This is a genomic window from Autumnicola tepida, assembly GCF_031846485.1.
Lineage (GTDB): Bacteria > Bacteroidota > Bacteroidia > Flavobacteriales > Flavobacteriaceae > Autumnicola > Autumnicola tepida.
The window spans coordinates 1-24,268 of record NZ_JAVRHQ010000003.1 but is presented as its reverse complement, the minus strand read 5'-3'; the positions used below and the strand labels follow the sequence as shown (position 1 = coordinate 24,268).

Below are 24,268 nucleotides of genomic sequence, written 5' to 3'. Positions count from 1 at the left end.
CTCGTAAACACAGAGACTGTTTAAAAGTTTTGAGGGTGCTACATTGAGAGCAGTCGACGTTCTAAGCTTGTAGTTCCACCATGAAAAAAGTAGGTTCAATCAGCTAAACAGAGCGCTCAAAAACAGATTTTTAAACAGTCTTTTTTTTGTAAAAATTCATCAGCTTTATGTAGTCCCATACTTCTTCTGGTAACATGGGGCTTATATTTTTCCCTTCAGCAATGGCTTTTCGTATAAAAGTGGAAGAAATTTCCATCACCGGGGCGGCCACTCTCGTAATCTTAGGGTGGTTCTTAAACTGGTTCTGTACTTTTTCTGCTGAAATCCTTGGATAAACATAAATTTGATGATTTTCTAAAATCACCTCATAATTTTTCCACTTATGCAGGCTTTTGAGGTTATCTTCTCCCATAATCGGGCAGAATTCGTTGGTAGGGTATTTTTCCTGTAGATGCAGAAGAGTTTTTACAGTATAATTAGGTTGTTCCAATCCAAATTCGATATTGCTTGGCTTCAGTCTTTCAAAATTAGCGCAGGCCTTATAAACCATTTCCAGCCGGTGGTGGTTCTCCAGGAGCGTACTTTTCTTCTTTAAAGGGTTATGCGGTGTTACCACCAGCCAGATCTCCTCTAGGTCCGAAAATTCAGCCATATGGTTGGCTATTATAAGATGGCCAATATGGATAGGGTTAAACGTCCCAAAAAATAAACCTACCTTCCTGTTCATTTTTCAACATTTACTCCAATGTAGTTCGCCACCAGGTTATAAGCTTCATCAAGAGCTACTTCCAGATTATTGTTTTCAATAATAAAATCGAACTGTGGTGCCGTGGCAAGTTCTATGGATGCCTTGGCCACCCGCATATTGATTTTATCGGGAGTTTCGGTTTTCCTTTTCTTTAACCTGATCTTTAATTCTTCTATACTCGGCGGTTTTACAAAAACAGCCAGCGTTCTGTCTGGATAGATATTTTTAATATCCAGGCCACCAACCACATCTATATCAAAAATCACGTGCTTTCCTTCCTTCCAGATCCTTTCAATTTCACTTTTAAGGGTGCCGTAGAAGTTATCCCGGTACACCTCTTCCCACTCCAGGAACTCGTCGGCTTTTATCTTTTTCTTAAATTCTGAAAGGCTTAAAAAATAGTAATCTTTGCCGTCTACTTCATCGCCTCTTGGTTCCCGTGAGGTGGCAGAAATGGAAAAATCAAGCTTCAATTCTTCTTTTCCCAGCAGGTGCTGGACAATAGTGGTTTTTCCGGAACCGGAGGGTGCAGAAAAGACAATTAATTTCCCTTCGTTCATCTTAAAGTACGTTTAGAAGTTGTTCTTTAATTTTTTCCAGCTCATCCTTCATTTGCACCACCAGTTGCTGCATGGGAGCATAATTGGATTTACTTCCAATCGTATTGATTTCCCGGCCCATTTCCTGGGAAATAAAAGCAAGTTTTCTTCCGTTGGAATCGGCGCTGTTAATGGTTTCGTCAAAGTAGGAGAGATGGTTCTCCAAACGCACTTTTTCTTCGGTGATATCAAATTTTTCAATATAATATACCAGTTCCTGTTCAAAGCGGTTCTCGTCCACCGTTTCTTTAATTTCTTCAACTCCTTTCCTCAGCCTTTCCCTTACGCCGTTAATACGGTCGGGATCCATTTGAATAATCTGGTTTAGCAAATCCTGGATATTTGAAACCCTTAGCAACAGGTCTTTTTCCAGGGCTTCGCCTTCAGCAGTCCTGAAATTATTAATTTCAACAAGCGCTTCTTCCACCGCGTCTTCAATCGCTTTAAACTCGGTTTCATCAATTTCTTCACGCTCGGTTTTTAAAGCGTCGGGCATCCTCATGGCCATTTTCAGCAATTCGGTGTCATCAGTATTTACCAGCCCACGCAGTTGCTCCATATAACTTTGTACCACGGCTTTATTTACTACGGAAGAAGTTTCTTCAGCGGTATTCTCTACATAAACCGAAAGGTCAACTTTCCCGCGGGTAAGGGATTTGGAAATTATTTTTCGAAGCTCCAGTTCTTTTTCACGGTATTGAGAGGAAATTCGGGCGTTCAGGTCGAAGTTTTTACTGTTGAGGGATTTGATCTCTACGGTAATTTTTTTCTTTGGGAGTTCTGAGACACTTTTCCCGAAGCCTGTCATGGATTGAATCATGCTTGATTTTTAAAAGGTTGCGCAAAGATAATCAATTCTGAAGCAGTTCAAAGTGAGGGGAAGCCTAATTTAGTGAAGAGTGAGGAGTGAAGGGTGAAGTGAAGGGGTAAGAGTGAAAAGTGAAAAGTGGAGAGTGGAGAGTGGAATTTTGCAAATGAAAATAGAGGTACGAAGTTAGAAGTACGAAGGCTAAAATTGCTGTTTTTTAAAACTAAAGACTACCGTCTACCAACTACCGTCTATAGGCTACCGTCTCTTATAAATTCCAGGGCCCGTTTTTCATGATAGTAATATTTTCCTTTCTGGATAAAGCCCACATGGCCGCCGTGTTTGGGAATTTCAAGATAAAGCTTATCAGATTTTTTGGCAATTTCGGTAGGATAGGAGTTTGCAGAAAGAAAAGTATCATTTTCAGCATTAATGATTAAAGTAGGAATTTGGATGTTGGAAAGAAATCCAAGGCAGCTGCATTTTTGGTGATATTCCGCGGCGTTTTTATAACCGTGGGCTTTGCTGGTGTAGAGTTCATCTATAGCTAAAAGGGAATTACAGGCAGTAATTTCTTCCCTGCTGATCTCCCTGCGAAATAAAAGCTGTCTTTCAAAAAGTTGCTGTTTCAGGTTTTTTTGAAAGCGTTTTGAGTAAATAAAATTGCTGGTTTTATTTAGTGCTTTCAGGGAAGCACCAAGGTCGCAGGGAACGGAGACTGCCACTGCCGATTTAATTTCCTGCGGAATTTCCCTTACTTCACCCAAATACTTCAGTAATAAATTACCGCCAAGGCTAAATCCTGCAAGTGCTATTTCTTTATATTTTTTCTTCTGAAGGCAAAACCTGATCACTTCCGCAAGGTCTTCAGTAGCACCGGCATTGTAACTTCGGTAAAGACGGTTAATTTCCCCACTGCAGCTCCTGAAGTTCATCAGGGCAACATCATAGCCTTTTTCAGTAAAAGTTTTAGCTATTCCCAGCATATACGGCCGCTGCGCATTGCCCGCCAAACCGTGCGTAGCAATAAGCAATTTGCCAGTTTGGTTATTCTCAGCATAACACCAGTCCAGATCCAGGAAATCCCCGTCTTCCAGTTCCAGCCGTTCGCGCCTGCCAGTTTCCATTCCCACCTTCCGCAGCGTTGCCGCATAAATTGTCGCAAGATGAGCGTTGCGGAATGGCAGGGGAGCTTTATAGTTGCTTTTTAAAACAGGCATTTCGTAATAGAATTAAACCATAAAGGCATAAGGTCTGTCAACAAAGATAGTTATGCGTGCATAACATATTTGCTTAATTTTAAACAAAATTGAAAAATTATGTACACAAAGGAATTTGAAATCCGCTGGAGCGATATTGATGCGAACCGGCATTTGGCCAATACTGCCTATGTTAATTTTATGAGCCATACGCGTATGGCTTTTCTTATGGAAAACGGGTTTGGCCAAAAAGAACTGGCTAAACATAATCTTGGGCCGGTGGTTTTTTATGAGCATATCTATTATTACAAAGAGGTTTTTGCCGGAAGGCCAGTAAAAGTGACTTTGCAGCTAAAAGGTTTGTCTGAAGACGGAATGTATTTTGAATTTGTCCATGATTTTTACGATCATAAGGGCCGTAATTTTGCTTCCTGTGAAATGATGGGCGCGTGGATTGATTTAAAAGAGCGAAAACTTACTACCTTACCTCAGGAGCTTTTTGAAAACCTGAACCATCTGGAGCACACCCAAGATTTTAAAGTTTTGACCAAAGAAGATACGCGAAAATTCGGGAAAAAGCCCAAGGATATAGATCCTTCTAAATTGTGATTTTTATGGAAGAAGAAACAAATGAAGTATGGTACGCGTGCTATGGTTCTAATATCCGGGAGAAGCGGTTTTTATGTTATATAGAAGGCGGGACGCCGGAAGGAGCGGTTCGTAATTTTGCGGGCTGTACAAACCCTGCGGCACCAAAGGAAAACCATCCTGTAGAAATAAAAAGGGAGCTTTATTTCGCCAAAGAATCGGTTACCTGGAATGGCGGTGGGATTGGTTTTTTAAAGCCTGAAGAAAAAAGCAGTTCGGCTACACTGGGAAGGCAATATTTAATAACTTCAGATCAGTTTGTGGAACTGGTGAAACAGGAACTTAAGATGGAAGGTGAACTTTCTATAAATTTTGAAGAACTGGTGGAAAATGGTTCATATATCTGCTCTCCTGGCGGCAGGTACGGGCAGCTGGTTTGTCTTGGCCACAGGGATGGAAAGCCAATTTTCACCTTTACCAGTGAGCATTATCTGGAAGAAGAAATTAATCCCCCAAATAAAGCTTATGTTTCCACAATTATTTCAGGACTTCGGGAAATCTACGATTTAAGCGATAAAGATTTACTGGAATATTTCAGCAATAAAACCGGAATTAAAAACACGCCACTGGAAAGCCAGTTGCCGGAAATTATAGCTGCTGCACATTAATTATATTACTATGCCTTTAAAAACTTCAGAAATCCGGTGGTTTTCGAACAGCAAAAAGGAGCTGTGGAAAATTTTCAGCAATCTTGAAGAAAAAGGTGCGGGTGCTGCGGAAGGTGAAAGAAGTGATTATTACCTGAAATCTTCCACACCTTCAGCAGGAATCAAGATTAGGGAAGGAAATCATGAAATGAAGGTGAAAACGGCTGAAGATGAGCCTGTAAATTCAGGATTAATTCAGCATTGGAGCAAATGGAGCTATCAGGAAGAGCAAAATATCCTGAATTCGGCTTTGCTTCAGGATTGGATCGAGGTAAGAAAAACTAGGTTCAAAAAAAATTATGTGGTGATTGCCGGTGAAGTAAAGTTTACTTCCGCAGAAGATATTAAGGAAAAATGCGAAGTGGAATTTACTAAAATAGAAATTCCAGCCATAGATTACGCCGGGTTTACATTAGGACTGGAAGCTTCGGGCAGTAATGAGAAAGAAAATTTAAAAACAGCACTGCAAGGCATTTCCCTGGATGAGGAAATACTAAAAAAATTAGAATCCTGTAGTTACCCTGAATTTTTAGCAAACCTTCTCTCAGGCTAAAGTCAGGCCCGTGTCTTTGTCTTTTTTATAGTTACCATATACACTCCTGCAAAAACAAGTATCGCCGCAACAATTTTTACCAGCGTAAGCCTGTCAGCTCCTGTAGCCACCGCGTAAATTATGGCAATTAAAGGTTGCAGATAGATAAAAGCGCTAATGGTGGAAGCTGAAAGTTGTTTTAATGCATAAATATTAAGCAAATAAGTGGCGAAGGTGGTGCCCAATACCACAAAAGCCATTCTCCAGGTAGCTTCAAACGGCAGGTTATTCCAATCTACAGCGGTAAATTCTCCTATGGTGACAGGAAAATTGATAAGCACACCTATCAGGAACAGCCATTTCATAAGCGTAATAGCATTGTACTTTGCGGTAAGCGGTTTTACCAGGATCAGGTATAATCCGTAAGAAAAAGCATTGATGATAAAGAGAAGGTTTCCCAACGGGATATTTGGGGCATTTTCATTGCTGGAATGGCTGAAAAGCACCAGTACCAATGCTCCGGTAAGGCCAACAATTATTCCTAAGCTTTTAAGCAGGGTTATACGTTCCCTGATTAAAACAGCGCCCAAGATTAACACCATTACAGGAGAAAGTGTTACAATAACCGAGCTGTTAATAGGCGTTGAGAGGTTTAATCCTTTAAAGAAAAACAGCATATTGATTACCATTCCAAAAAAGGCACAACCAAAAATCCGCGGCCAGTCTGAAGTGGCTATTTTTTCTTTCGGAGCAAAAACACTAATCGCCCAGAATAATATTGCCGCGCCGGATACCCGCAGAAAAATAAAACCGAACGGCTCGATATACCCCGGCATTACTCCTTTGGCAACGGTGTGATTTATGCCGTAAATAGCACTCGCCAGGATGGCGGCAATAATGGCGAGGACTCTGCTATTCATGCATAGATGCTTTGGCGGCGGCTACAGTTTTCTTTGAATTGCCAATAAAAATTTGATCGTTATTAATAATCACGGGGCGCTTAAGAAAAGTATAATGCTCCAGGATAAGATTTTTATACCTGGCTTCATCCAGGTCCTCATTTTTAAGATCTTTTTCGCGGTACAGCCGGGCCCTTTTGCTAAAAAGGGATTGGTAACTTCCGGCCAGTTCCCGCATTTCATCCAGCTGCTCTTCGGTGATCTCTTCTTCTTTTATATCCTGAAGGATAAAAGAAGATGGGGCATCCAGTTCTTTTAAAATTCGTTTACAGGTATCGCAGGTAGAGAGATGATAGATTTTCTTCATTTTAATAAAATTAGGTTCAGCTTTAAAAGAAGTTGCAAAGTAAATGCTTTTAAAGCTCAGGCTAAAGTTTAAAGCACTACAATAAAGCTTATTCCAGCGGGGCTTCTTCCTGGCTAATCTTCAAAAACTGGTCAATTTCATCATAGGGAAAGCGGTAGGTAAATTCTCCTTCGGCATAAGACGCAATTTCATAGGCATTGTAATGTAGTACCAGCCCTTCTTCTGTAAAGCCTATATTCTCGGGAAGGACAAATTTATCGTCTTCAAAAAATAGACCGGTGCTGTTAATGGAATCCTGCTCTGGAATACCCTGATCTTCCCTGAATTTTGATTCGAAATAAGATTTGAACTCAGGAGTGAATAATTCATTGTGGGAATAGGCCTTTCCGGTTTCAGGATTAAAATTCAGGAAGGAAATACTGCTGTAGCCATGTGCGCCGCCGGTAAACATCCTGGAGTTAAACCTGATGGAGATCAGCTCCGGGGATTTTTTGGTGATTTCAGCAAAAACAAAACCTTCCCAGGCTAATTCATATTCTGAAAAATCCTCGGCATTAGTTTCGTAATTTTTGATAAAATGATTGGCTAGTTCTTCAATGGAGGCAGATTTTTCCTCTTCCTCATAATCCACAATCCCGATAATGTGGTTTTTTATTTCTTCATTTATTCTGGAGGCCGCATCGGTTTTATTTTCAGCCACGGGATAACTAATGCTTATAAAAGCGCAGTCACCTTCTTCCGGATTGCATTCTTCGTAAGATTTTTCTACGGAATAATTGGTGAATTGCAAGGGTTTTTCTTCCTGCTCACAAGCGGTAAAAACCAGGGCAGCACAAAAGATCAGGAGGTATTTTTTCACAACAAAAAGCGGGTGTTAAAGTTAATGATAAAGGTACATGCAATTTTGTGATTGCCCAACATCTATAGTACATTTGAGCGAAAGATAAACCTTTAATAGAAAAATATTAATTGCCTGTTTCTTTTCTTCGGAAGGGAAAAAAAGGGCTAAAAAATCAGCAATAAATGAAATTCAATACCAAAACGATCCACGGCGGACAGGAAAATACAGACCCGGCATACGGATCTGTGATGCCGCCTATTTACCAAACCAGCACTTATTCCCAAAGTACGCCCGGCGGCCACAAAGGTTTTGAATACAGCCGAAGTGGAAATCCTACCAGGGCTGCCCTGGAAAATGCCCTGGCCAGTATTGAAAATGGCAAATATGGACTGGCTTTTGGCTCTGGCCTTGCTGCCATAGACGCGGTGATGAAATTATTTAAGCCCGGTGATGAGATTATTTCCACAAACGATTTGTATGGTGGTTCTTACCGGCTGTTTACCTCCATTTTTGAAAAATGGGGCATAAAATTTCATTTTATCGGAATGCAGGAAGCCGATGGAATAGAAAAATATATAAACGATAAAACAAAACTCATCTGGGTGGAAACGCCAACTAACCCAATGATGAATGTGATTGATATTGAAGCCGTGGCGAAAATCGCCAAAGAGAAAGATGTTCTGCTGGCGGTAGATAATACTTTCGCCACTCCTTACCTGCAACAGCCTTTAGATTTGGGAGCTGATATTGTGATGCACAGTGCCACCAAATACCTTGGTGGCCACAGCGATGTGGTTATGGGGAGTTTAGTGGTAAAAGACGAGGAGTTGGCCGAAAAATTATATTTTATTCAGAACGCGAGCGGTGGAGTATGTGGCCCACAGGATAGTTTTCTTGTGCTTCGCGGGATTAAAACCCTGCACCTTAGGATGCAAAGGCATTGTGAAAATGGGGAAGCTGTGGCAAAATTCCTGAAATCCAGTCCAAAAGTGGATAAAGTGTACTGGCCGGGATTTGAAGACCATCCCAACCATGAGATCGCTAAAAAACAAATGCGAGGCTTCGGCGGAATGATCTCTTTTACCACTGCTGAAAACACGCTGAAAAGCGCCGTGAAAGTGGTGGAAAATCTTAAAGTTTTCACCCTTGCCGAATCCCTTGGGGGAGTGGAATCACTTGCCGGCCATCCTGCAAGTATGACGCATGCTTCTATCCCTATGGAAGAACGTGCCAAAACCGGAGTGGTAGATTCTCTAATTCGGCTTAGTGTTGGAGTGGAAGACGAGGAAGATCTTATTGAAGATCTAAAACAGGCATTGGAGTAATGTTTTAGTTTGAAAGTATAATGTTTAAAAGTTCAAAGTTTTCAGCTTTGGACTTTTTTGTTTTTAAATCAACATCAGATTACCACCTTCGGGCACCCCTCCTTGAAAAAGGATGGGAGCAGAAAAGGAGCTAAAAGATCTCCTTCCCTTTTTTAAGGGACGCTGGCTTAATCTTCGGCAGAATATTAAGTCGGAAAGGTAAAGGCTTTCTTTTTTTACTTTCTGAAAGTATCGAACAAAAAGAAAATTTAAACATGCAATAACCACCCCGGCCTTCGGCCACCCCTCCTTAAAAGGAGGGGAGCTTTTTTTCGAACCAAGAACTCTTCACTCTTTTCCTTTTTAACTTTTCACCTTCAAACTTTCCACTTCATCAGAGTATCTTCGAAAATGCCCAAACCAGGCGGTCTACTTCAGCCTTGGTATTGTAATGCACCAGGCTTACTCTCACTACTCCGTTTTTTCCTTCCAGGTTTAAATCATGGATCAGTTTTTTAGCGTAAAAATCCCCGAAGCGGATTCCTATCCGGTATTTGTCAATTTGTTCTACAATTTCATCGCTTTTCAATTCTGAATGCACAAAAGAAATTGTAGGGATCCGCTTGTCTTTGTTGAAAAAAGGAGAGCCTATAATACGGATTTTAGGATTTTCATTTAAATACTGAAGAAGGATTCCGCTTAACTCCTCTTCATGGCTGCTCATAACCTCATAAACTTTTTCCACTTTCTTCTGAAAAGAACCTGCGGAAATTTTGGGGAAATGATGTTTGTACATTTCCTGGAAATATTCGGTTAAGCCCAGTAAACTATAGGTGAGTTCAAAATTTAAATTTCCCGGCTGGAATTTATAAGGAACATCTTTCTTCTTAAAAAAATAATGGTTGATGCCGTCCATTTCGTAGAGTAGATCGTACCTGCCATACATTACCGCGAGGTGTGGCCCATAAGCTTTGTACCAGCTAAAAACATAGAAATCCACATCAAGATCTGTCACATCAATTTGCCTGTGCGGGGCGTAGGCAACGCCATCCACGCAAATTAAAGCCCCAGCATTGTGAACCATGCTGGTAATTTCCTTAACAGGATTTATTGTGCCGAGGATATTGGAGCAATGTGTTATGGCCACCAGTTTTGTCTTGTTGGAGAGTAAGGCTTTTAAATCTTTTAATTCCAGTTCCAGGGTATCGGGATTGGCTTTCCATATTTTTATATTGATCCCTTTTTTTGTAAGGTCTGTCCAGCAGGAAACGTTTGCCTCATGGTCTGTATTGGTAACAATTACCTCATCACCGGCTTGCCATTCCTTGCTAATGCATAAACTTAGAATGCGCAGCAGCATAGAAGTGGAAGGCCCTATCACCATTTCTTCAGGCCGGGAAGCATTTACGAATTTTGAAATTTGTTTGCTGGCATACGCGAGTTTTTCACCGGCTTCCCGGGAAACTTTATAAGAAGCTCCTAATTGAACGTTATGATGAGTAAGATATCCTGAAATTCTTTCAATAACCTTTCCCAGTACCTGGGAGCCGCCGGCATTGTCCATAAAAATAAAATCGCGGTCCAGGGCAGGAAATTGCCTGCGTACAAATTCAATATCCATAGTTTAAGGTATAGGTTAGATTTAGATAGGTGCTTCTTTATTTGTTGAGCAAACTTTCGTTAAATAATTCCAGTATTCTGCTGTATTCATCGGTCCAGCTGCTGGGCTCAACAAAACCGTGACTTTCTACAGGATAAACGGCAAGTTCCCAATCATCTTTTCCTAATTCAATAAGCCGTTGTGCCAGCCTTACCACATCCTGGAAATGCACATTGGTATCTACCATTCCATGGGCTATGAGCAAATCACCTTCCAGGCCTTCAGCAAAATAAATGGGGGAAGATCTGCGGTAAGCGATAGGGTCTAAGGCTGGTTCGTTTAATATATTAGAAGTATAGCCATGGTTATAATGCGCCCAGTCGGTAACCGAACGCAGGGCGGCACCGGCTTGAAAAGTTTCCGGTTCGGTAAACATGGCCATTAAGGTGATAAAGCCCCCATAGCTGCCCCCGTAAATCCCAACTTTTTGAGGATTGATATCATAATTTTCAATAAGATATTTAACCCCATCTACCTGGTCGCTGAGGTCTTTGCCGCCCATATGGCGGTAAATTCCCGTTCTCCAGTCGCGGCCATAACCGGCACTGCCGCGATAATCAATATCAATAACCGTGTAGCCAAGATCGGTCAACATGTTATTGAACATATACTCCCTAAAGTAACTGGACCACCACTTGTGGGCATTCTGAAGATAACCTGCGCCATGCACAAAAACCACGGCCGCATTGTTTTTTACATTTTCCTGCGGAAGGTATAACCTTGCCGGCACCATTGCCCCGTCTTCAGCTTCAAACTTAATAAATTCTGGTTCCCGCCAGTTATAGGAAGCAAAGGCCTCGCTTTCTCCTGAAGTTAGTTGTTCGGGTTCGGCATTAGAATTAGTTTTTTTAAGATAAAGCTCTTCCGGTTGATTACTGGAAGAATGCAGAATAGCCATATATTTTTCATCAGGAGATAAATACACCTCGTTTTTCCCCGTCATCTGCGTAAGTTGCTCCATTTTGCCACCCATTACAGGCATTTTATAAAAATGGCGTTCTCCGGCATCTACTTGAGAAGTGGTTAAATACCAGGACTTTTTATCGTTGGAAAGAAAAGGATCAAAAACTTCATAATTTCCTTTGGTGAGCGCTTTCTTAGTTCCCGTTTCAACATCCAGAAGATAGAGATGGGAAAATCCCGTTTCTTCAGATTGAAAATAGATATGCTCATTGTCCGGCAGCCAGCCCATAGTTCCGCCGCCCCAGTAAGTATAACCCACGCCGGGGCCGGCAATCCATGCATCGTCATGCTGGCGGTCCAGAACCTTTAAAGCTCCTGTTTCAAGGTTAACTTCAGCGATCCAGCGGTCTTTATTATCGGCAGATCGTAAATTTACCACGGCTTTTTCACCATTTTCAGAAAAGTAGGTTCCTGATGGAATTACCTGTCTTTCTTTTTTCTCCCATTCCTTATCGCGATAATCTTCAGTATAATCTGGCAAATCTGTAATTCCCGGCAGTGCAGAAGTGTCTACTATAAAAACCGTGTCCTTTTCAGCATTGTAAATAGCCAGTTCTACTTTATCGCTTGCTTCTCCTACTTTACTGCGGGCGGGAAGATTTGCGGTGTACCCGCTTTCATCCACATAATTCGGAACCTCGGTGTTTTTATTTTCGGCACGGTCTACCAACTGAAAAGCGGCATAGCTGGCATTCGGCGAAACCTGTAGCCGGCGCAGGGAATTTTCGCCAAGGTAAAAGGTGAAAGGTTCTTCTTCAGCAACAGATTTTCTGTAGTTTTCAGCACTTTTCTTTTTTTCTTTGCGTTCATTTACCACCTGCAGCAGCTCCAGATTTTCCTTTTCCAGCCACGCATCCTGATCTGAAAGTTCTGGCTCTTTTTCTTCTTTTTTCTTTCCTTTTCTTATGTGGGTAAGCTGATGAATTTGCGCGTTTTCGAGGTTCAGGATAAAAGCATTATCGTTGTAAACAAAAGAAATTTTATCTTCATCCTGAAGAAACATGGCATCATCTATTTCGCTGTCAAGGTCCAGTATTTCGGTGGCTTCTTTACCTTTCAAGTCGTAAAGCACCAGATTGCCATTTTCAGTATAAACCTTTTTAGTTCTTTTTTTGTTGAAATCACCCCACTGCGGAACCATATTTCTTTTTTCCTGAAGTTCAGCCTTTTGAATTTCATTCCTGTTTTTCAGGCTGATTTTATAAAGCGAATCTGAAGTATTTTTTTCCGGATTATAATCAAAGTAGATGTTTTCGCTATTTACGCCCCACCTGATGTTTGAAGGGAAAGTCCCCATCCAAGAAGGGTCCTGCATAATTTTTTCTACGGAAAGTTCACTTTGTTGGGCATTGGCTGAAATGCAGAGGCCGAAAAACAGCAAAAAAAGAACCACTCTTTTTGTTGCATTAAACGGAATAAAAATGTTATTCATGAAATTTTTATTGGAGTATAAACGGCAATATACTTAAAATGCTATGAATTTTAAATCTAAAATTGAATAGCGCCTAGAAAAGCTTCAATTTTAAATGATATATTTGGAACACCTAATTTTAACCTTCCCTTTTAAATGAAAAGCAAAACAAAAATTTTATCATTCCTGTTTCTCTTTTCCACCGCTGTATTTTTTGCACAAGAGCAGGACCAGGTGGTACAGGATATTATTAATGAAGCCAATACCAATTCAAAATTAAAAGAAATAGGGCATGAGCTGCTGGACGTGGTGGGGCCAAGGCTGGTGGGGACGCCACAGATGAGAAATGCCCACGACTGGGCGGTGGAAAAATACAAAAGCTGGGGCATAGATGCTGAAAATCAGCAATGGGGAACATGGAAAGGCTGGGAAAGAGGAATTACCCATATAGATATGGTTAGTCCAAGGCTGCGCACTTTGGTTGGAAGGCAACTTGCCTGGAGCCCTTCTACAGGAAAAAAGGGGGTAACCGCAGAGGTGGTGATCCTTCCCGAGGCTTCAGATTCTCTGGAATTCAAAAAAATGATTTCTTCAGTAAAAGGAAAATTTGTGATGATCTCTATGCCACAGCCTACAGGAAGGCCAGATGATAACTGGGAGGAATGGGCTACGGAAAAATCTTTTGAGAAGATGAAAGCGGAAAGGGATTCTCTGGACAATTTGTGGGATACCCGCATGGAAAACACTGGTTATGGCAGAAGGGAATTGCCCAAAGCTCTTGAAAATGCCGGTGCTGCCGGAATTATTACTTCCAACTGGTCTCGTGGTTTTGGGGTAAATAAGGTTTTTGGTGCTTACACCGAGGAAATCCCCAGTATAGATATTTCCCTGGAAGATTACGGCTTGCTTTACAGGCTGGCAGAAAATGGAGATCAACCTGAAATAAAAGTAGTGGCGGAATCTAAAGATTTAGGCGAAGTTCCCACTTTTAACACGATTGCCAGAATTGAAGGCACAGAGAAACCGGAAGAATACGTAATCCTTTCGGCTCATTTTGATTCCTGGGACGGGGCAACCGGCGCGACAGATAATGGCACCGGCACAATGGTTATGATGGAAGCCATGCGCATCCTTAAAGAAGTTTATCCCAATCCTAAAAGAACAATTATTGCCGGCCACTGGGGCAGCGAGGAGCAGGGCTTAAACGGTTCCCGGGCATTTGTAAAGGACCATCCCGAAATTGTGGATAATTTGCAGGCCCTTTTTAACCAGGATAATGGTACCGGGCGCGTGGTAAACCTTTCTGGAAACGGATTTTTAAATGCCTATGATTATCTGGGAGACTGGCTAAACGCCGTTCCTGATGAAATTTCTGATCGCATAGAAACCCATTTTCCCGGCACTCCCGGCAGGGGAGGTTCAGATTATGCCAGTTTTGTGGCGGCCGGGGCTCCTGCTTTCAACCTGAGTTCACTTAGTTGGGATTACTGGAATTATACCTGGCACACCAACCGCGATACTTACGATAAAATTGTTTTTGATGATGTACAGGACAATGTGATCCTCACCGCGATTTTAGCTTATAAAGCCAGTGAGGACCCTGAAAAAACTTCAAGAGAGCAACGTGTATTGCCGGTAGACAGAAGGACGGGTGAGCAGATGACGTGGCCTGAAGCCCGGGATGCCACACGCCGTGGAGGCCTGGATTGAACTCTTCAAACAATAAAAGCAGCCAGTTTCCTCATTTTTGAAGATCATTGGCTGCTTTTATTTTTAATTCTTTTAATTCAATTCCGCGCCAACGGGAACTGAACAATCATGCCCCGGTTCCCCGTGTGGAGGATTTACTTTTGGGGTAGCCGATTTTAACCTTACCGGAGATTGTGTTGAAGCCGGAGCAGATGCGTTAGTGGTAGCCTTTCCCAATGGCGCGCCAACAGGCAAATCACATCTGTGGTTTGGCTGGCCATGTGCGGGATTGTAGGCCACTTCGCTATTCGTACTTTTTTCCTTGTTGAGATAACTGGATTCTACGGAAGGTGTGGAAGCCGGTTCTTTTTCGGCTTCAGCGTCTTTACAGGAAAACATTCCTGCGGCTAAAATGAGAAAAAATACAGTTTTTGAAATAAACTTCTTCATAACAATGTTTTCAGATTGAACTAATCGATAATTTCTTCTATTTCTTCTTCAGAAATGTTCAGTAATCCTGCTTTTGGTAACCGGGTAAGCATTTCCCTCCAATTCTCATCTTCTTCAAAAACCTCTTCAAAAACTGGAAGAGCTTCCTCTAGCCGGCCACTGTTGGCAAGGGCTACTGCCTTCCAGAACTTCATCTCCAGATTCTCAGGAAACATATTTTCTGCCGTGCCGTAAGCTTTCAATGCCTTGTCTATATTTCCTTCTTCCACAGCAAGGTCGCCTTTGTTCATAAATTCATATGCCCTGGCCGTTTTCAGCAGCCTGGAAAGTTCTTCTACAGGATTGGGATTGTCGTCTACACGTAAATCTATTTTCTTGTCTTCCCAGGGATTTTCAGCTTTTTCAGGCCCAACCACAATTAATGCCGCTGACTGTTTTCCGCGGATATCGCCACCTGCTTTTTGAGCAGCGCGTAAAACTTCCACCACTCTTTCCGCCAGGGGAAGTTTGGAATTGAGGTAGAAAGCTTCAGCCATGGCAGGAACTACTTTATCATTCAGCATCATATTAGCCTGAACTGAAAAATTCTCCCCGCTAATGTCACTGGCCGCCTCCACGCAATTTTCACCTGTATAGGCGGCAGTGTTTCCTTCCATATCCAAAAATGCCACCTGGCGGTAAGCCCTTCCGTCGTCATTGTTCACAAGGATCTCCAGCGCCTCATCGGCAGTTTTTCCCTGTTCCATAAGCGCGAGGCCTTTTGGACCATAGGCGGGATTCACAAAGGACTGGGTCGCCACCACCCCCACACCGGATTTACCCCAGGAAACCAGCGATCCAACTGAAAACCAATGGCTTTGTACGCCAACAGCCATCTCACCTGTTGCGGTGTCCCGGGCAACAATGGAAAAAGTGTGGGCAAAAGGGTCTTTTTTAATTTCAGGATTTTGAGAAAAACTAAAAGCGGTACTCATACTTATCAATAATAAAGAGAGTATATATTTGTTCATATTTAAGGGGTGTTAAAGATTTAAATATATGCAATCCTTCAATAAGAATTAGAAGGAATGGTGTAAACTTAATTCCAACTGGCCTTTGTTTACACTATTGGTTGATTCCTGCATATATCCCATTTGGATTTTTAAATTATCAAGAATTGTATAGCCCAGGCCACCGAAAAGCCAGTTTCTGTCGAAAGCATCCACACTACTAATGCCGGTATCTTTCTCACCGTTAAAAAATATTTCATTTGAAAACACTAAGTAAAATGAATTCTTCTGTAGGTTGGGCTGGTTCAAAGGGATTTTAAGAGCCAGATTATACCGGTAACGGGTCCTGAAATCCTGTTCTTCGATCCAGCGTTGCTCAAACCTCAGGCGGTGCTGAAAAAATAAACGTTGCACAAGCTGATGAGAAAATAGGATATCTTCCTGTGTCCGGTTTTCATTTACAGTGGTGTCACTCTCCCCAAAGGCGCCAAAAGTAAAATGCCCATACGCGGCACTCAGCTTTAAATTAGTGTCCGGAATGGAATAATTGAGACCTCCCCTTAGGATTAATAATTGCAGGTCTCCGCCAAGATTCCAGTTGCGATACTGTACATCTCCCTGCAGTCCAAAATTGCTTTCTTTTAGCTGAGTATTCCAGAAGTACATGTACCAGGCTCCTACTTTTTCCTCATTAATTTGGGCAGAAGTGCTGGTAAAACTTAATAGAAAAATGGGTAGAAGGAGGTAAAGATGACGTTTCATTATAGTTTTTTCTTGAATTGCGAAAATAGCACTCCCGGAGGTAAGAAGCAATTTACTCTGCTTTTTGTACTGTTTAAAATTCAGGTACTCAGGCCCTCCATCTAAAGGATAAGCTTTAATTTTTTTCAACAGAAATGCTGACCTTGCTGCCTTCATATTCACTAAAGTCTATTGCGTTACTGCGAAGCGCATAATTTGCTCGTCACTCCGAAGGGTTGCAGGCTAAAAATAATAATAAGTTCAACTAAATTTTGAAGTTTTAGGCAGTAGATTCATGTATTTCTGAAAACATTATTATTTTTGTGCCCGGTTTGGCCTCATAGTTCAATGGATAGAATAGAAGTTTCCTAAACTTTAGATCCAGGTTCGATTCCTGGTGAGGCTACTTGGAGCATTTTAAGCAAAACTAAAACCTTGTTAATCGTATGATTTTCAAGGTTTTAGTGTGTTTTGGCGTTATTTGATATCATCTGAATTCATGCATTTTGAAACGCAGATCGTCAACATTTTGTCAATAAAAATTCCTATCTTGAAAAGGCGTAAACCTGCGCTCTCACTGATTTGACTTTCAGAATAAGGTTTAACCTAAACATGTCAGATCATGAGGAATTCGTCAACATTTTCAGTACTTTTTTGGATATATATCCAGAGGACTAAGAACGGTGAGGCCCCTATTTATGCCCGTATTACACTGAATAACAGGAAATTAAATATCAGCTTAAAACGAAAAGCTGATATAGAATTATGGAGCTCTTCAAGACAACGGGTGGAGGGAACTGACCCTTTTAATTTAGAGCTAAATGAGTTCCTAGACCAGGAATACTCTAGGTTCTTTCAATGTTATCAAGAATTAAGAATAGAGGGTAGGGTTCTATCCCTGGAAAATATTAAACGAAAATATGTAGGTGATGAAAAAAGACTTTATTCTTTAGAGGATATTTTCGAATATCATAACAATACATGTTTTTCAAAACTTAGACAAAATACCAGGCGGCTTTATTCTACAAGTCAGAACTATATTCGGAAATTCGTGCAAAAAGAATATGGTAGAAAGGATTATTATTTACAGGAGCTGGATTATAATTTCATTCTAAAATTTGAAAATTACCTGAGATCGGTCAAACCAAGGCATTATCAAAAGAGACTACAGCATAACGCTGTAATGAAGCACATTCAACGCTTAAAGAAAATGATTTCCCTTGCGTACAGAATGGAATGGATTGAAAAAAATCCGTTTTTAAATTTTCAATCCACATTAGAACCTCGGGAAAGAGAATTTCTTTCTGTTGAAGATTTAAACGCTATTGAAAATTCGGTGTTAAAGAACAATAGGTTGCAAAAAGTCAGGGACTTATTCATATTTAGTTGTTACACCGGGATAGGCTTTGGAGATATTATTCTTCTAAAACCTCAAAATCTTACCATCGGGCTAGATAGAAAGTTGTGGATAGTGACAAAGCGTATGAAAAACGGGAATTCAGTAAAAGTGCCGCTACTAAAGAAGGCTGCAAAAATAATTGAAAATTACAAGGATGATCCTAGCTGCAAGAAGGAGGGTACGCTTTTGCCAGTAATATCCAATCAAAAGGTAAACCAATATCTGAAAGAAATCGCAGTATTATCTAAGGTAACAACACATCTCACCTTTCATTTAGGCAGGCATACCTTTGCGACTACTGTTGCTTTATCTAACGGGGTTCCTATCGAAACGGTTTCAAAAATTCTGGGTCATAAAAAACTTTCTACTACCCAAATTTATGCTAAAGTAGTAGAGCGCAAGTTGAGCGATGATATGGATTTGCTTCAGAAGAAAATGGATAATGATAAAAGCGAAGAAGGTGAAGGTCTAACCGACATCAATTGAAATAGTATTTAAATCAAAAGTTATTTTTTCATAACTTTCGTTATTTGATAATCTATTTCTTCTTGAGCAAGGATTATAGTAGTTGGTGTGTTTTTTGCCCAGGCAGGTTTATTCTGAATAATTCACCTTAGAAAATCAAAAATGCCGGCTTCCGGAAAGACTAATATAGAGGAGGTAAGGAGAGGTTTACCAAATCTTTTTTTGCGATGATCAGGTAAATAATTCAGGATATTGATTAGTTACAGCTTTAGAAAATATTTATCCACCCATATTGGTATTTCATCAGTTCGAAAAGTAACTTCTTTTCCTTTATAAACGTCCAATATTAAACTGGAGGTGTTTTCGCTATTGTTAAAGAGGAATGTTCTGTAGGAATTTTTTATTGCTTTAGGTAACAACTCAAGGCTTCTATAAGAGCGTTACCCAGATAAATCGTTGCCACAGTTTTCACCGTTTTAGTATGGGATACCTAGAAATGAACAAATGTTTACAAGGAAGGAAAACCGTAACATATGTATGGTTTCATCTTACCTAAAGCTTATCTTATCTATGTAAGTTGGCTAAATGAGAGGTTCGAATAAATTTAATTTCATGTCTAATTAGAATTCTATTTATATAATATATGCCAATAAACTTATTATTAAGCAGTTGTGAGCCTGGTTTTAATTTTGATAGAGGTTGAAAATCAAAGGATTTTAAATATCGGACTGGAAATAAGAAAATTAATACCTGCAAATTACCCAACTGGTACTAAATTTTATGGTTTATCAGAGATTATCCAAACGGGGATTCCGAAAACCGTATTCTAGAGTAGGAAAATTTAAATATCTAAATTATGGAGAAAAAACTGATCTCTAAATTTGAAACAGAAGAGCTAGAAACTCGTTTTGAAATGGGTTGGAAGGCCGAAAAAGTAGAAGTTCAAACACCCTATGGGGATGCTGAATTTGATGTTCAATAGTTAAATAATATTCTATTATGAGTAAAGAAAAACAATTAGCTGAAAAATTTCAAGTAGAAGAATTGGAGAACCGCTTCGAAATGGGCAGGTGGGTTGAAAGTGTGGAGGTAGGCGCCGATTATGAAGGTTATGGAGGATCTGTAACATTTGAAGTTTAACCAAGTTTTAAAGGAGGTGGTAGGGAACTGCTCCTCCTTTATAATCAAATTTAATTATACTATGAAACTCTTCGTGCTTCTACTAATAAGTTTTCCTTTAGCCGTAGTGTCTCAGACAAAAGTAAGTGGTGTTGTACTTGATAAGGACAATCATAAGCCTTTAGAGTTTGTTGATGTTTTTAATGGAGAAAAAGGCACCTCCTCCAATGCAGATGGAAGGTTTGAGTTTAATATTAATGACTCTTTAGTCAGTTTTAACTTGTTGGGGTATGAGAAGAAAACGCTTCCAATAAAAAATTTTAATAAAGATACCGTATACCTTAAAAGTAAATTCATGGAGCTAGATGAGGTAATGATATCGGATATAGATGAACCTATAAAAGGAGTTTTTAAAAAAATCTTAGTTAATTATCCTTTGGAGCCATTTGCAGAGACATTTTTTATGAGATGTGTCTTAAAAAAAGATAATGAGATTGTTAAACTACAGGATCTAAATGGTCTTCTTGAACGTCAAACTCTCTTTTCGACCTCTAAAAGTCCAATGCCTAAGAAAAATTATGTTGTTGAGATTAAAAATATGCGCAAAGCAGGAATTGAGGAAAAGGGAGATGTATATTTTGAAATGTTCAGTTTTAATGAATTTTTTGAAGCCATGATTTCACTCTATATGAGTCCTGAACTATATAATTATGAATTAACATTTTCCCAAGATAGAGAGTTTATTAAATACAATTTCACTCCTAAAGAAGATTCCAAATTAAAATCTGTCGGTTATTATCTGGTGGATCAGGAAGATAATGCCTTCCATGAATATTATATGCTCAATCAGGAAAATGATAAAGCCTTTAGTAAAAGAGGTGATATTAAATACCGAACATATTATTACGAGCTGGATGTAAAATTTAGAAAAGATGCTAAAGACAATAAGCATTATTTAAATATAGCCAAACTCACCGCTAAGGTAGAAGTAATAAATAAGGATGGCGTATCAGCTTACTATACCGCTGAATATTATTGGATTGCAGGAAATCAAGGGGATTATAAAGTAAGAGATAATACCTCCCTTAATAGGGATATTTTTAAAATAAGTAAGGAATATGATCCAATGTTTTGGGAAAATCAAAATCAATTGCTCCTAACAAAGGATATGAAAGAATTTCTGAAAAATCTTGATAGCGATAAAAAGAATGAATATAAGACCATATCTAACCTATCCAATTAAAATTTAAGTGCATTACTGATTGATAAACTATGGTGGCAGGAACGGAAAATACAAGGCTATGGAATAAAGATATTGCATCATATTCTAAAGAGAAATTTATTTCTTATGTGGCGAATCTTCCTATAGAAGATTCCTTTAAAAAAATTATTGCAGATGATGAGTTCATAGAGGGTAATCCAATTTTTTATATTTATTACCCCAGGCTTTTTTCTTCAGCATTTAATAAACTGGAAGCAAAGGATATTGAGCTGCTCTGTATAGCCGGGTATCTTTACTACAGATCTACGCTGTTTCTCGATAATATTATTGATAAAAATTCTAAAAAAGGATTATTCCTGGCCCTGCTATGCCAGGAAGAGGCCACTAAAATAATGGCTTCAATCTTTGACCTTGATAGTGGGTACTGGAATTTATGGAATTTAAGAAGGCAGGAATACTTAAAAGCTATTCAGATTGAAAAGGAGCTTTTTGAAACTCGAGCAAACATCTCCTTGCAGAAATATCATGAACTCGCTGATTTTAAAGCCGCTTTTGGAAAGTCGGCCATAGATGCACTATTCGTAGCTTCTGGAGAAATCAAGGAAAAAGATTTTAAGAAATTACTCAAATCTCATAGCTATTTCTCGGTAGCGTTTCAGATAAATGATGATGTGCTGGATTTTAAGGAAGATTTTAAGAATGGCCAATTTAATTTAGCGGTAAAGGAAATGGGTAAGTCTATTTCAGAATCTACTTCTGTAGATGAACTAAATAAGCTATTTTATATAAGGGGTCATGCAAAGAAGTTATTCACTGGTGCTATAGAATATCTAGATAAGGCTATACTGGAAGTGAAAAATATTGAAGTTCCGCAATGGATCTTTGAGATTAACATGCTGAAAAGGAAGTTTCATTCATCCATAGTAGAAATTGATAACTACTTAAAAAGATTAAATAGGGAAATTACATTATCAGATAAAAAAAACTCGGAACAGAACATAAACGCTGGCATATATAGCGCCATCGATTTTCTTAGGAATTCACAAAATGAAGATGGCTCCTGGGAAGAGTATGTCAATCAGGGAGGAATAAGTGATATATGGTCAACAGCATATATTACCAGTAAATTGTCGGAGAAAAATTTGGCTGATGCTTTTGAACCGGAAGTTCTAAAAGCCATATCTTTCCTTAAGGATTCTAAACAAAATATCTGGGGTTATAATTCAACCTGGATTGGTGATGCTGACACTACCAACTTTGTGCTGCTCAGTTTTTTTTTAAAAGGTCTTCCTTTTGATGATTCAGCATTAAATGAATGGATTAAATTCTTTAAAAATGATCAGGGATTTTCAACGTATAAAAGCCCAAATCTTCTAAAAAAATCATTAGCGGATGAAAAGATCTCTAATGTTACGAGATGGATCTCTGGTCATCAATGTGTAAGTGCCGTATCATTTTATTATTTAACTATTTCTGAAAAGTTTCCTTTGGAGCATTCTAAGTTAAACAACTTTTTTAATAGACATTTGCGTAATGATTCGGTAAAATCCTTTTGGTGGACTAGCAACATATATACCCTATATTATCTTTGTAAAAGTTATTCCTTATTAAAGAAGACTTCGGTAGTAAATAAAATTGCTAATAAAATAGCTGACATTCAAAATGAGGATGGAAGTTTTTCGGACAAATACGGTCCTAATTTTTTTATTACTGCACTAGCTCTTGAAATTTTAATCCACAATTGCAAAAAATTTGAAAATCATCTCCATAAAGGAATTAATTTCCTTCTGAAAAATCAATATTCAGATGGCTCGTGGGAGAATTCAAATTCATTACAAATACCAGATCCGGCAGAAAAAGATAATGATAAGTACTTCCCGATAAGTACGCATGGTACCTCGGTTCGAGCTCGAGAATTTAACCGACTGTTTACTACAGTATCTATTTTAGGAACATTAACTAGCTATGAAAAAGCATTTGCTAATACCGCAAATATCTGAAGATATAACTTATCATCAATTCTCAAGTGATTCTTATTTTGTTCATCAAAAAGAATATAACCACAGAATAAAGATTTCTAACGAATTATATCAACTTCTTCAAAAAATTGATGGAAGAAAGAATTTGCACGACTTAGCCATAGAAGTTGGTGATGGCTGTGATACGGAATTTATTTATGCAATTCTTTATGAAAATTTAGGGAAATATGGTATAATTAAAAGAAGTGATATTAAAGTCCACCATAAAAAAAAACCAAGTTATTTGAAGCTTAGTTTTATAGTAATTCCTCCCAAAATCATATCCAAAATAACTCCTTATTTGAAATTTTTATTTCAACCCAAAGTAATGGTAAGCCTACTAATAATGTCTTTAGTAGTTATAATTTTTGGAATTATTGATAAATATCAAATGATCATGACTATGGATATGGAAACTTCATGGCTTCCATTATTGATTCTGGGTTTCCTTTCGGTAACTTTACACGAGTTTGGACATGTAACGGCTACAGACTACTTTGGAGCTACGCATGGGGGGATTGGCGGAGGATTTTATCTCTTCTCTCCTGTTTATTTTGCAGATGTAACCGACATATGGAAATTAAGGCCTAGGCAGAGAATAATAGTTAATATGGCTGGAATTTATTTTGAATTATTAATTTGCTCCTTATATGTAATCATTGGATTAATTTTTAAATCAAACATTCTATACCTAGTTGGACTTTTAATTTTTCTGAAAACATTATTCAACTTAAACCCCTTTTTAAGAAGCGATGGTTATTGGGTTCTAACCGATGCCGTAGGTATTCCAAATCTATATAGGAATTCATCATCAAAATTAAGAGAACTTTCAAAAGCAATATTTCTAAAGAATAAGATCGTTATTACGTTAAGAGATATCCTACTCGCCATATATGCATTAATAAATTATCTTCTATTAGTAGCATTTCTTTATTATGTGGTAATTCTAGACAGCCATTCTTTTATTTTCTTTCCTATTAATCTTCTAAGCTATATACTAGGTTTATTAGAAGGAACAAATGAATTAAACCTGGAAAGTTTATCACAATTTGCCCTGCCTCTTCTTTTTTATTCTTTGATAATAAAAATTTGTATAAATAAACTTAAGGAATACTTCAAAAAGTATGGTAATACATTAAGAGGCTAAAGAATTTCTATTCATATTATTGCTTTTTGGCATGGCTGGATTAATTCAAATGTTGCACTTTTTAATGATTCCATTGATATACGGAAATTATATAGAGATATACTTACTAACTGAGAGTGCAATACCGTTTCTCACGGTATCGTCATTGGATAGGCTGAAGGGGTGAATATGGCAGGCATCGATCATCTGGATATTTGGGGAGGCCATAATCCGCATGCCCGAAATACAGCAGCGGTGATCGTAAATTCTTGGAATGCTTCTTTTGAACAAACCGCCGCGGATAAAAAGTTCTTCCTGGTACCGGCTTTCGTCCAGTTGCGATTTTAGGAAAAGTAAATTTTCCCGCTATTCCTGGCCGGAGGAATGCCTAATCTGGTATTCCAGTTGAGACTCTTCCACCGAA

Annotated in this window: 24 protein-coding genes and 1 tRNA gene; 13 read left to right on the top strand and 12 right to left on the bottom strand. The window is 39.1% G+C overall.

The window, feature by feature from the left end; translation table 11 throughout:
• Nucleotides 1–130: 130 nt before the first annotated feature.
• From nadD to RM553_RS03955, 4 genes are all read right to left on the bottom strand, one after another.
• Entirely contained in the window at nucleotides 131–727 is a 597-nt protein-coding gene (nadD, locus tag RM553_RS03970; protein ID WP_311533656.1) for a nicotinate (nicotinamide) nucleotide adenylyltransferase, read from the bottom strand.
• Nucleotides 724–1,308 (bottom strand): guanylate kinase, encoded by a 585-nt coding sequence (gene gmk / locus RM553_RS03965; protein ID WP_311533655.1) that lies wholly within the window; start codon nucleotides 1,306–1,308, stop codon nucleotides 724–726. The genes nadD and gmk overlap by 4 nt, the downstream gene beginning before the upstream one ends.
• A 1-nt stretch (nucleotide 1,309) precedes the next feature.
• Nucleotides 1,310–2,167, bottom strand: a complete 858-nt coding sequence (locus tag RM553_RS03960) for a YicC/YloC family endoribonuclease (protein ID WP_311533654.1) — start codon at nucleotides 2,165–2,167, stop codon at nucleotides 1,310–1,312.
• A 239-nt stretch (nucleotides 2,168–2,406) separates the two neighbouring features.
• Complete coding sequence (locus RM553_RS03955; protein WP_311533653.1) at nucleotides 2,407–3,375, bottom strand: YheT family hydrolase; 969 nt, start codon at nucleotides 3,373–3,375, stop codon at nucleotides 2,407–2,409.
• 99 nt (nucleotides 3,376–3,474) lie between these two features.
• On the opposite strand from RM553_RS03955, the gene RM553_RS03950 reads away from it, so the two are divergent.
• The 3 genes from RM553_RS03950 to RM553_RS03940 are packed head-to-tail and all read left to right on the top strand — an operon-like array spanning nucleotide 3,475 to nucleotide 5,202.
• Entirely contained in the window at nucleotides 3,475–3,963 is a 489-nt protein-coding gene (locus RM553_RS03950) for an acyl-CoA thioesterase (RefSeq protein WP_311533652.1), read from the top strand.
• A 5-nt stretch (nucleotides 3,964–3,968) separates the two neighbouring features.
• Nucleotides 3,969–4,610, top strand: a complete 642-nt coding sequence (locus RM553_RS03945; RefSeq protein ID WP_311533651.1) for a hypothetical protein — start codon at nucleotides 3,969–3,971, stop codon at nucleotides 4,608–4,610.
• A 10-nt stretch (nucleotides 4,611–4,620) separates the two neighbouring features.
• Nucleotides 4,621–5,202 carry a hypothetical protein gene (locus RM553_RS03940; protein ID WP_311533650.1) on the top strand — a complete coding sequence of 194 codons (582 nt, stop codon included), beginning with the start codon at nucleotides 4,621–4,623 and terminating at the stop codon, nucleotides 5,200–5,202.
• A gap of 2 nt (nucleotides 5,203–5,204) precedes the next feature.
• Here the strand turns inward: RM553_RS03940 and RM553_RS03935 are convergent, their stop codons facing one another.
• From RM553_RS03935 to RM553_RS03925, 3 genes are all read right to left on the bottom strand, one after another.
• Nucleotides 5,205–6,101 (bottom strand): DMT family transporter, encoded by an 897-nt coding sequence (locus RM553_RS03935; protein ID WP_311533649.1) that lies wholly within the window; start codon nucleotides 6,099–6,101, stop codon nucleotides 5,205–5,207.
• The gene (locus RM553_RS03930; RefSeq protein ID WP_311533648.1) at nucleotides 6,094–6,447 is read right to left on the bottom strand and encodes an arsenate reductase family protein; all 354 of its coding nucleotides are present in this window, start codon (nucleotides 6,445–6,447) and stop codon (nucleotides 6,094–6,096) included. Before RM553_RS03930 ends, RM553_RS03935 begins: the two co-directional genes overlap by 8 nt.
• 88 nt (nucleotides 6,448–6,535) lie before the next feature.
• Nucleotides 6,536–7,306 (bottom strand): DUF3298 and DUF4163 domain-containing protein, encoded by a 771-nt coding sequence (locus RM553_RS03925; RefSeq protein ID WP_311533647.1) that lies wholly within the window; start codon nucleotides 7,304–7,306, stop codon nucleotides 6,536–6,538.
• 164 nt (nucleotides 7,307–7,470) lie between these two features.
• Between RM553_RS03925 and RM553_RS03920 the strand changes: the two genes are divergently transcribed.
• Entirely contained in the window at nucleotides 7,471–8,613 is a 1,143-nt protein-coding gene (locus RM553_RS03920) for a cystathionine gamma-synthase (protein WP_311533646.1), read from the top strand.
• Between the two features lie 373 nt (nucleotides 8,614–8,986).
• Here RM553_RS03920 and RM553_RS03915 read toward each other — a convergent pair whose 3' ends face one another.
• Nucleotides 8,987–10,213, bottom strand: a complete 1,227-nt coding sequence (locus RM553_RS03915) for a cysteine desulfurase-like protein (protein WP_311533645.1) — start codon at nucleotides 10,211–10,213, stop codon at nucleotides 8,987–8,989.
• Nucleotides 10,214–10,250: 37 nt separating this feature from the next.
• Nucleotides 10,251–12,647: a S9 family peptidase gene (locus tag RM553_RS03910; RefSeq protein ID WP_311533644.1), complete on the bottom strand. Its 2,397-nt coding sequence runs from the start codon at nucleotides 12,645–12,647 to the stop codon at nucleotides 10,251–10,253.
• 135 nt (nucleotides 12,648–12,782) lie between these two features.
• On the opposite strand from RM553_RS03910, the gene RM553_RS03905 reads away from it, so the two are divergent.
• Nucleotides 12,783–14,336, top strand: a complete 1,554-nt coding sequence (locus RM553_RS03905) for a M20/M25/M40 family metallo-hydrolase (RefSeq protein ID WP_311533643.1) — start codon at nucleotides 12,783–12,785, stop codon at nucleotides 14,334–14,336.
• A 72-nt stretch (nucleotides 14,337–14,408) separates the two neighbouring features.
• Here the strand turns inward: RM553_RS03905 and RM553_RS03900 are convergent, their stop codons facing one another.
• Genes RM553_RS03900 through RM553_RS03890 form a run of 3 tightly spaced genes read right to left on the bottom strand, consistent with a single transcriptional unit; the run spans nucleotide 14,409 to nucleotide 16,516 of the window.
• The gene (locus RM553_RS03900; RefSeq protein WP_311533642.1) at nucleotides 14,409–14,765 is read right to left on the bottom strand and encodes a hypothetical protein; all 357 of its coding nucleotides are present in this window, start codon (nucleotides 14,763–14,765) and stop codon (nucleotides 14,409–14,411) included.
• A gap of 20 nt (nucleotides 14,766–14,785) precedes the next feature.
• Nucleotides 14,786–15,775 (bottom strand): DUF1028 domain-containing protein, encoded by a 990-nt coding sequence (locus RM553_RS03895; protein WP_311533641.1) that lies wholly within the window; start codon nucleotides 15,773–15,775, stop codon nucleotides 14,786–14,788.
• Nucleotides 15,776–15,823: 48 nt separating this feature from the next.
• Complete coding sequence (locus RM553_RS03890; protein WP_311533640.1) at nucleotides 15,824–16,516, bottom strand: DUF2490 domain-containing protein; 693 nt, start codon at nucleotides 16,514–16,516, stop codon at nucleotides 15,824–15,826.
• A gap of 313 nt (nucleotides 16,517–16,829) precedes the next feature.
• Between RM553_RS03890 and RM553_RS03885 the strand changes: the two genes are divergently transcribed.
• The 8 genes from RM553_RS03885 to RM553_RS03850 all read left to right on the top strand — a co-directional run bounded on the left by RM553_RS03885 (nucleotide 16,830) and on the right by RM553_RS03850 (nucleotide 24,192).
• Nucleotides 16,830–16,901, top strand: a tRNA-Arg gene (locus RM553_RS03885).
• Between the two features lie 216 nt (nucleotides 16,902–17,117).
• The gene (locus RM553_RS03880; protein ID WP_311533639.1) at nucleotides 17,118–18,380 is read left to right on the top strand and encodes a site-specific integrase; all 1,263 of its coding nucleotides are present in this window, start codon (nucleotides 17,118–17,120) and stop codon (nucleotides 18,378–18,380) included.
• An 835-nt stretch (nucleotides 18,381–19,215) separates the two neighbouring features.
• The gene (locus RM553_RS03875) at nucleotides 19,216–19,341 is read left to right on the top strand and encodes a hypothetical protein (protein WP_311533638.1); all 126 of its coding nucleotides are present in this window, start codon (nucleotides 19,216–19,218) and stop codon (nucleotides 19,339–19,341) included.
• A 17-nt stretch (nucleotides 19,342–19,358) separates the two neighbouring features.
• Nucleotides 19,359–19,499, top strand: coding sequence for a hypothetical protein (locus RM553_RS03870; protein WP_311533637.1), 141 nt, complete (start codon nucleotides 19,359–19,361; stop codon nucleotides 19,497–19,499).
• 61 nt (nucleotides 19,500–19,560) lie between these two features.
• Nucleotides 19,561–20,721, top strand: coding sequence for a carboxypeptidase-like regulatory domain-containing protein (locus RM553_RS03865; protein WP_311533636.1), 1,161 nt, complete (start codon nucleotides 19,561–19,563; stop codon nucleotides 20,719–20,721).
• Between the two features lie 29 nt (nucleotides 20,722–20,750).
• The gene (locus RM553_RS03860) at nucleotides 20,751–22,700 is read left to right on the top strand and encodes a prenyltransferase/squalene oxidase repeat-containing protein (protein ID WP_311533635.1); all 1,950 of its coding nucleotides are present in this window, start codon (nucleotides 20,751–20,753) and stop codon (nucleotides 22,698–22,700) included.
• Nucleotides 22,666–23,865 carry a hypothetical protein gene (locus RM553_RS03855; protein ID WP_311533634.1) on the top strand — a complete coding sequence of 400 codons (1,200 nt, stop codon included), beginning with the start codon at nucleotides 22,666–22,668 and terminating at the stop codon, nucleotides 23,863–23,865. Before RM553_RS03860 ends, RM553_RS03855 begins: the two co-directional genes overlap by 35 nt.
• 168 nt (nucleotides 23,866–24,033) lie before the next feature.
• Nucleotides 24,034–24,192 carry a hypothetical protein gene (locus tag RM553_RS03850; protein ID WP_311533633.1) on the top strand — a complete coding sequence of 53 codons (159 nt, stop codon included), beginning with the start codon at nucleotides 24,034–24,036 and terminating at the stop codon, nucleotides 24,190–24,192.
• The last annotated feature ends 76 nt before the right edge of the window (nucleotides 24,193–24,268 follow it).

What these genes read in the sequence shown, in the direction of transcription:
- nadD (WP_311533656.1), bottom strand. Translation starts at nt 727, where the DNA reads ATGAACAGGAAGGTAGGTTTATTTTTTGGGACGTTTAACCCTATCCAT.
- gmk (WP_311533655.1), bottom strand. Translation starts at nt 1,308, where the DNA reads ATGAACGAAGGGAAATTAATTGTCTTTTCTGCACCCTCCGGTTCCGGA.
- RM553_RS03960 (WP_311533654.1), bottom strand. Translation starts at nt 2,167, where the DNA reads ATGATTCAATCCATGACAGGCTTCGGGAAAAGTGTCTCAGAACTCCCA.
- RM553_RS03955 (WP_311533653.1), bottom strand. Translation starts at nt 3,375, where the DNA reads ATGCCTGTTTTAAAAAGCAACTATAAAGCTCCCCTGCCATTCCGCAAC.
- RM553_RS03950 (WP_311533652.1), top strand. Translation starts at nt 3,475, where the DNA reads ATGTACACAAAGGAATTTGAAATCCGCTGGAGCGATATTGATGCGAAC.
- RM553_RS03945 (WP_311533651.1), top strand. Translation starts at nt 3,969, where the DNA reads ATGGAAGAAGAAACAAATGAAGTATGGTACGCGTGCTATGGTTCTAAT.
- RM553_RS03940 (WP_311533650.1), top strand. Translation starts at nt 4,621, where the DNA reads ATGCCTTTAAAAACTTCAGAAATCCGGTGGTTTTCGAACAGCAAAAAG.
- RM553_RS03935 (WP_311533649.1), bottom strand. Translation starts at nt 6,101, where the DNA reads ATGAATAGCAGAGTCCTCGCCATTATTGCCGCCATCCTGGCGAGTGCT.
- RM553_RS03930 (WP_311533648.1), bottom strand. Translation starts at nt 6,447, where the DNA reads ATGAAGAAAATCTATCATCTCTCTACCTGCGATACCTGTAAACGAATT.
- RM553_RS03920 (WP_311533646.1), top strand. Translation starts at nt 7,471, where the DNA reads ATGAAATTCAATACCAAAACGATCCACGGCGGACAGGAAAATACAGAC.
- RM553_RS03915 (WP_311533645.1), bottom strand. Translation starts at nt 10,213, where the DNA reads ATGGATATTGAATTTGTACGCAGGCAATTTCCTGCCCTGGACCGCGAT.
- RM553_RS03910 (WP_311533644.1), bottom strand. Translation starts at nt 12,647, where the DNA reads ATGAATAACATTTTTATTCCGTTTAATGCAACAAAAAGAGTGGTTCTT.
- RM553_RS03905 (WP_311533643.1), top strand. Translation starts at nt 12,783, where the DNA reads ATGAAAAGCAAAACAAAAATTTTATCATTCCTGTTTCTCTTTTCCACC.
- RM553_RS03900 (WP_311533642.1), bottom strand. Translation starts at nt 14,765, where the DNA reads ATGAAGAAGTTTATTTCAAAAACTGTATTTTTTCTCATTTTAGCCGCA.
- RM553_RS03895 (WP_311533641.1), bottom strand. Translation starts at nt 15,775, where the DNA reads ATGAACAAATATATACTCTCTTTATTATTGATAAGTATGAGTACCGCT.
- RM553_RS03890 (WP_311533640.1), bottom strand. Translation starts at nt 16,516, where the DNA reads ATGAAACGTCATCTTTACCTCCTTCTACCCATTTTTCTATTAAGTTTT.
- RM553_RS03880 (WP_311533639.1), top strand. Translation starts at nt 17,118, where the DNA reads ATGAGGAATTCGTCAACATTTTCAGTACTTTTTTGGATATATATCCAG.
- RM553_RS03875 (WP_311533638.1), top strand. Translation starts at nt 19,216, where the DNA reads ATGGAGAAAAAACTGATCTCTAAATTTGAAACAGAAGAGCTAGAAACT.
- RM553_RS03870 (WP_311533637.1), top strand. Translation starts at nt 19,359, where the DNA reads ATGAGTAAAGAAAAACAATTAGCTGAAAAATTTCAAGTAGAAGAATTG.
- RM553_RS03865 (WP_311533636.1), top strand. Translation starts at nt 19,561, where the DNA reads ATGAAACTCTTCGTGCTTCTACTAATAAGTTTTCCTTTAGCCGTAGTG.
- RM553_RS03860 (WP_311533635.1), top strand. Translation starts at nt 20,751, where the DNA reads ATGGTGGCAGGAACGGAAAATACAAGGCTATGGAATAAAGATATTGCA.
- RM553_RS03855 (WP_311533634.1), top strand. Translation starts at nt 22,666, where the DNA reads ATGAAAAAGCATTTGCTAATACCGCAAATATCTGAAGATATAACTTAT.
- RM553_RS03850 (WP_311533633.1), top strand. Translation starts at nt 24,034, where the DNA reads ATGGCAGGCATCGATCATCTGGATATTTGGGGAGGCCATAATCCGCAT.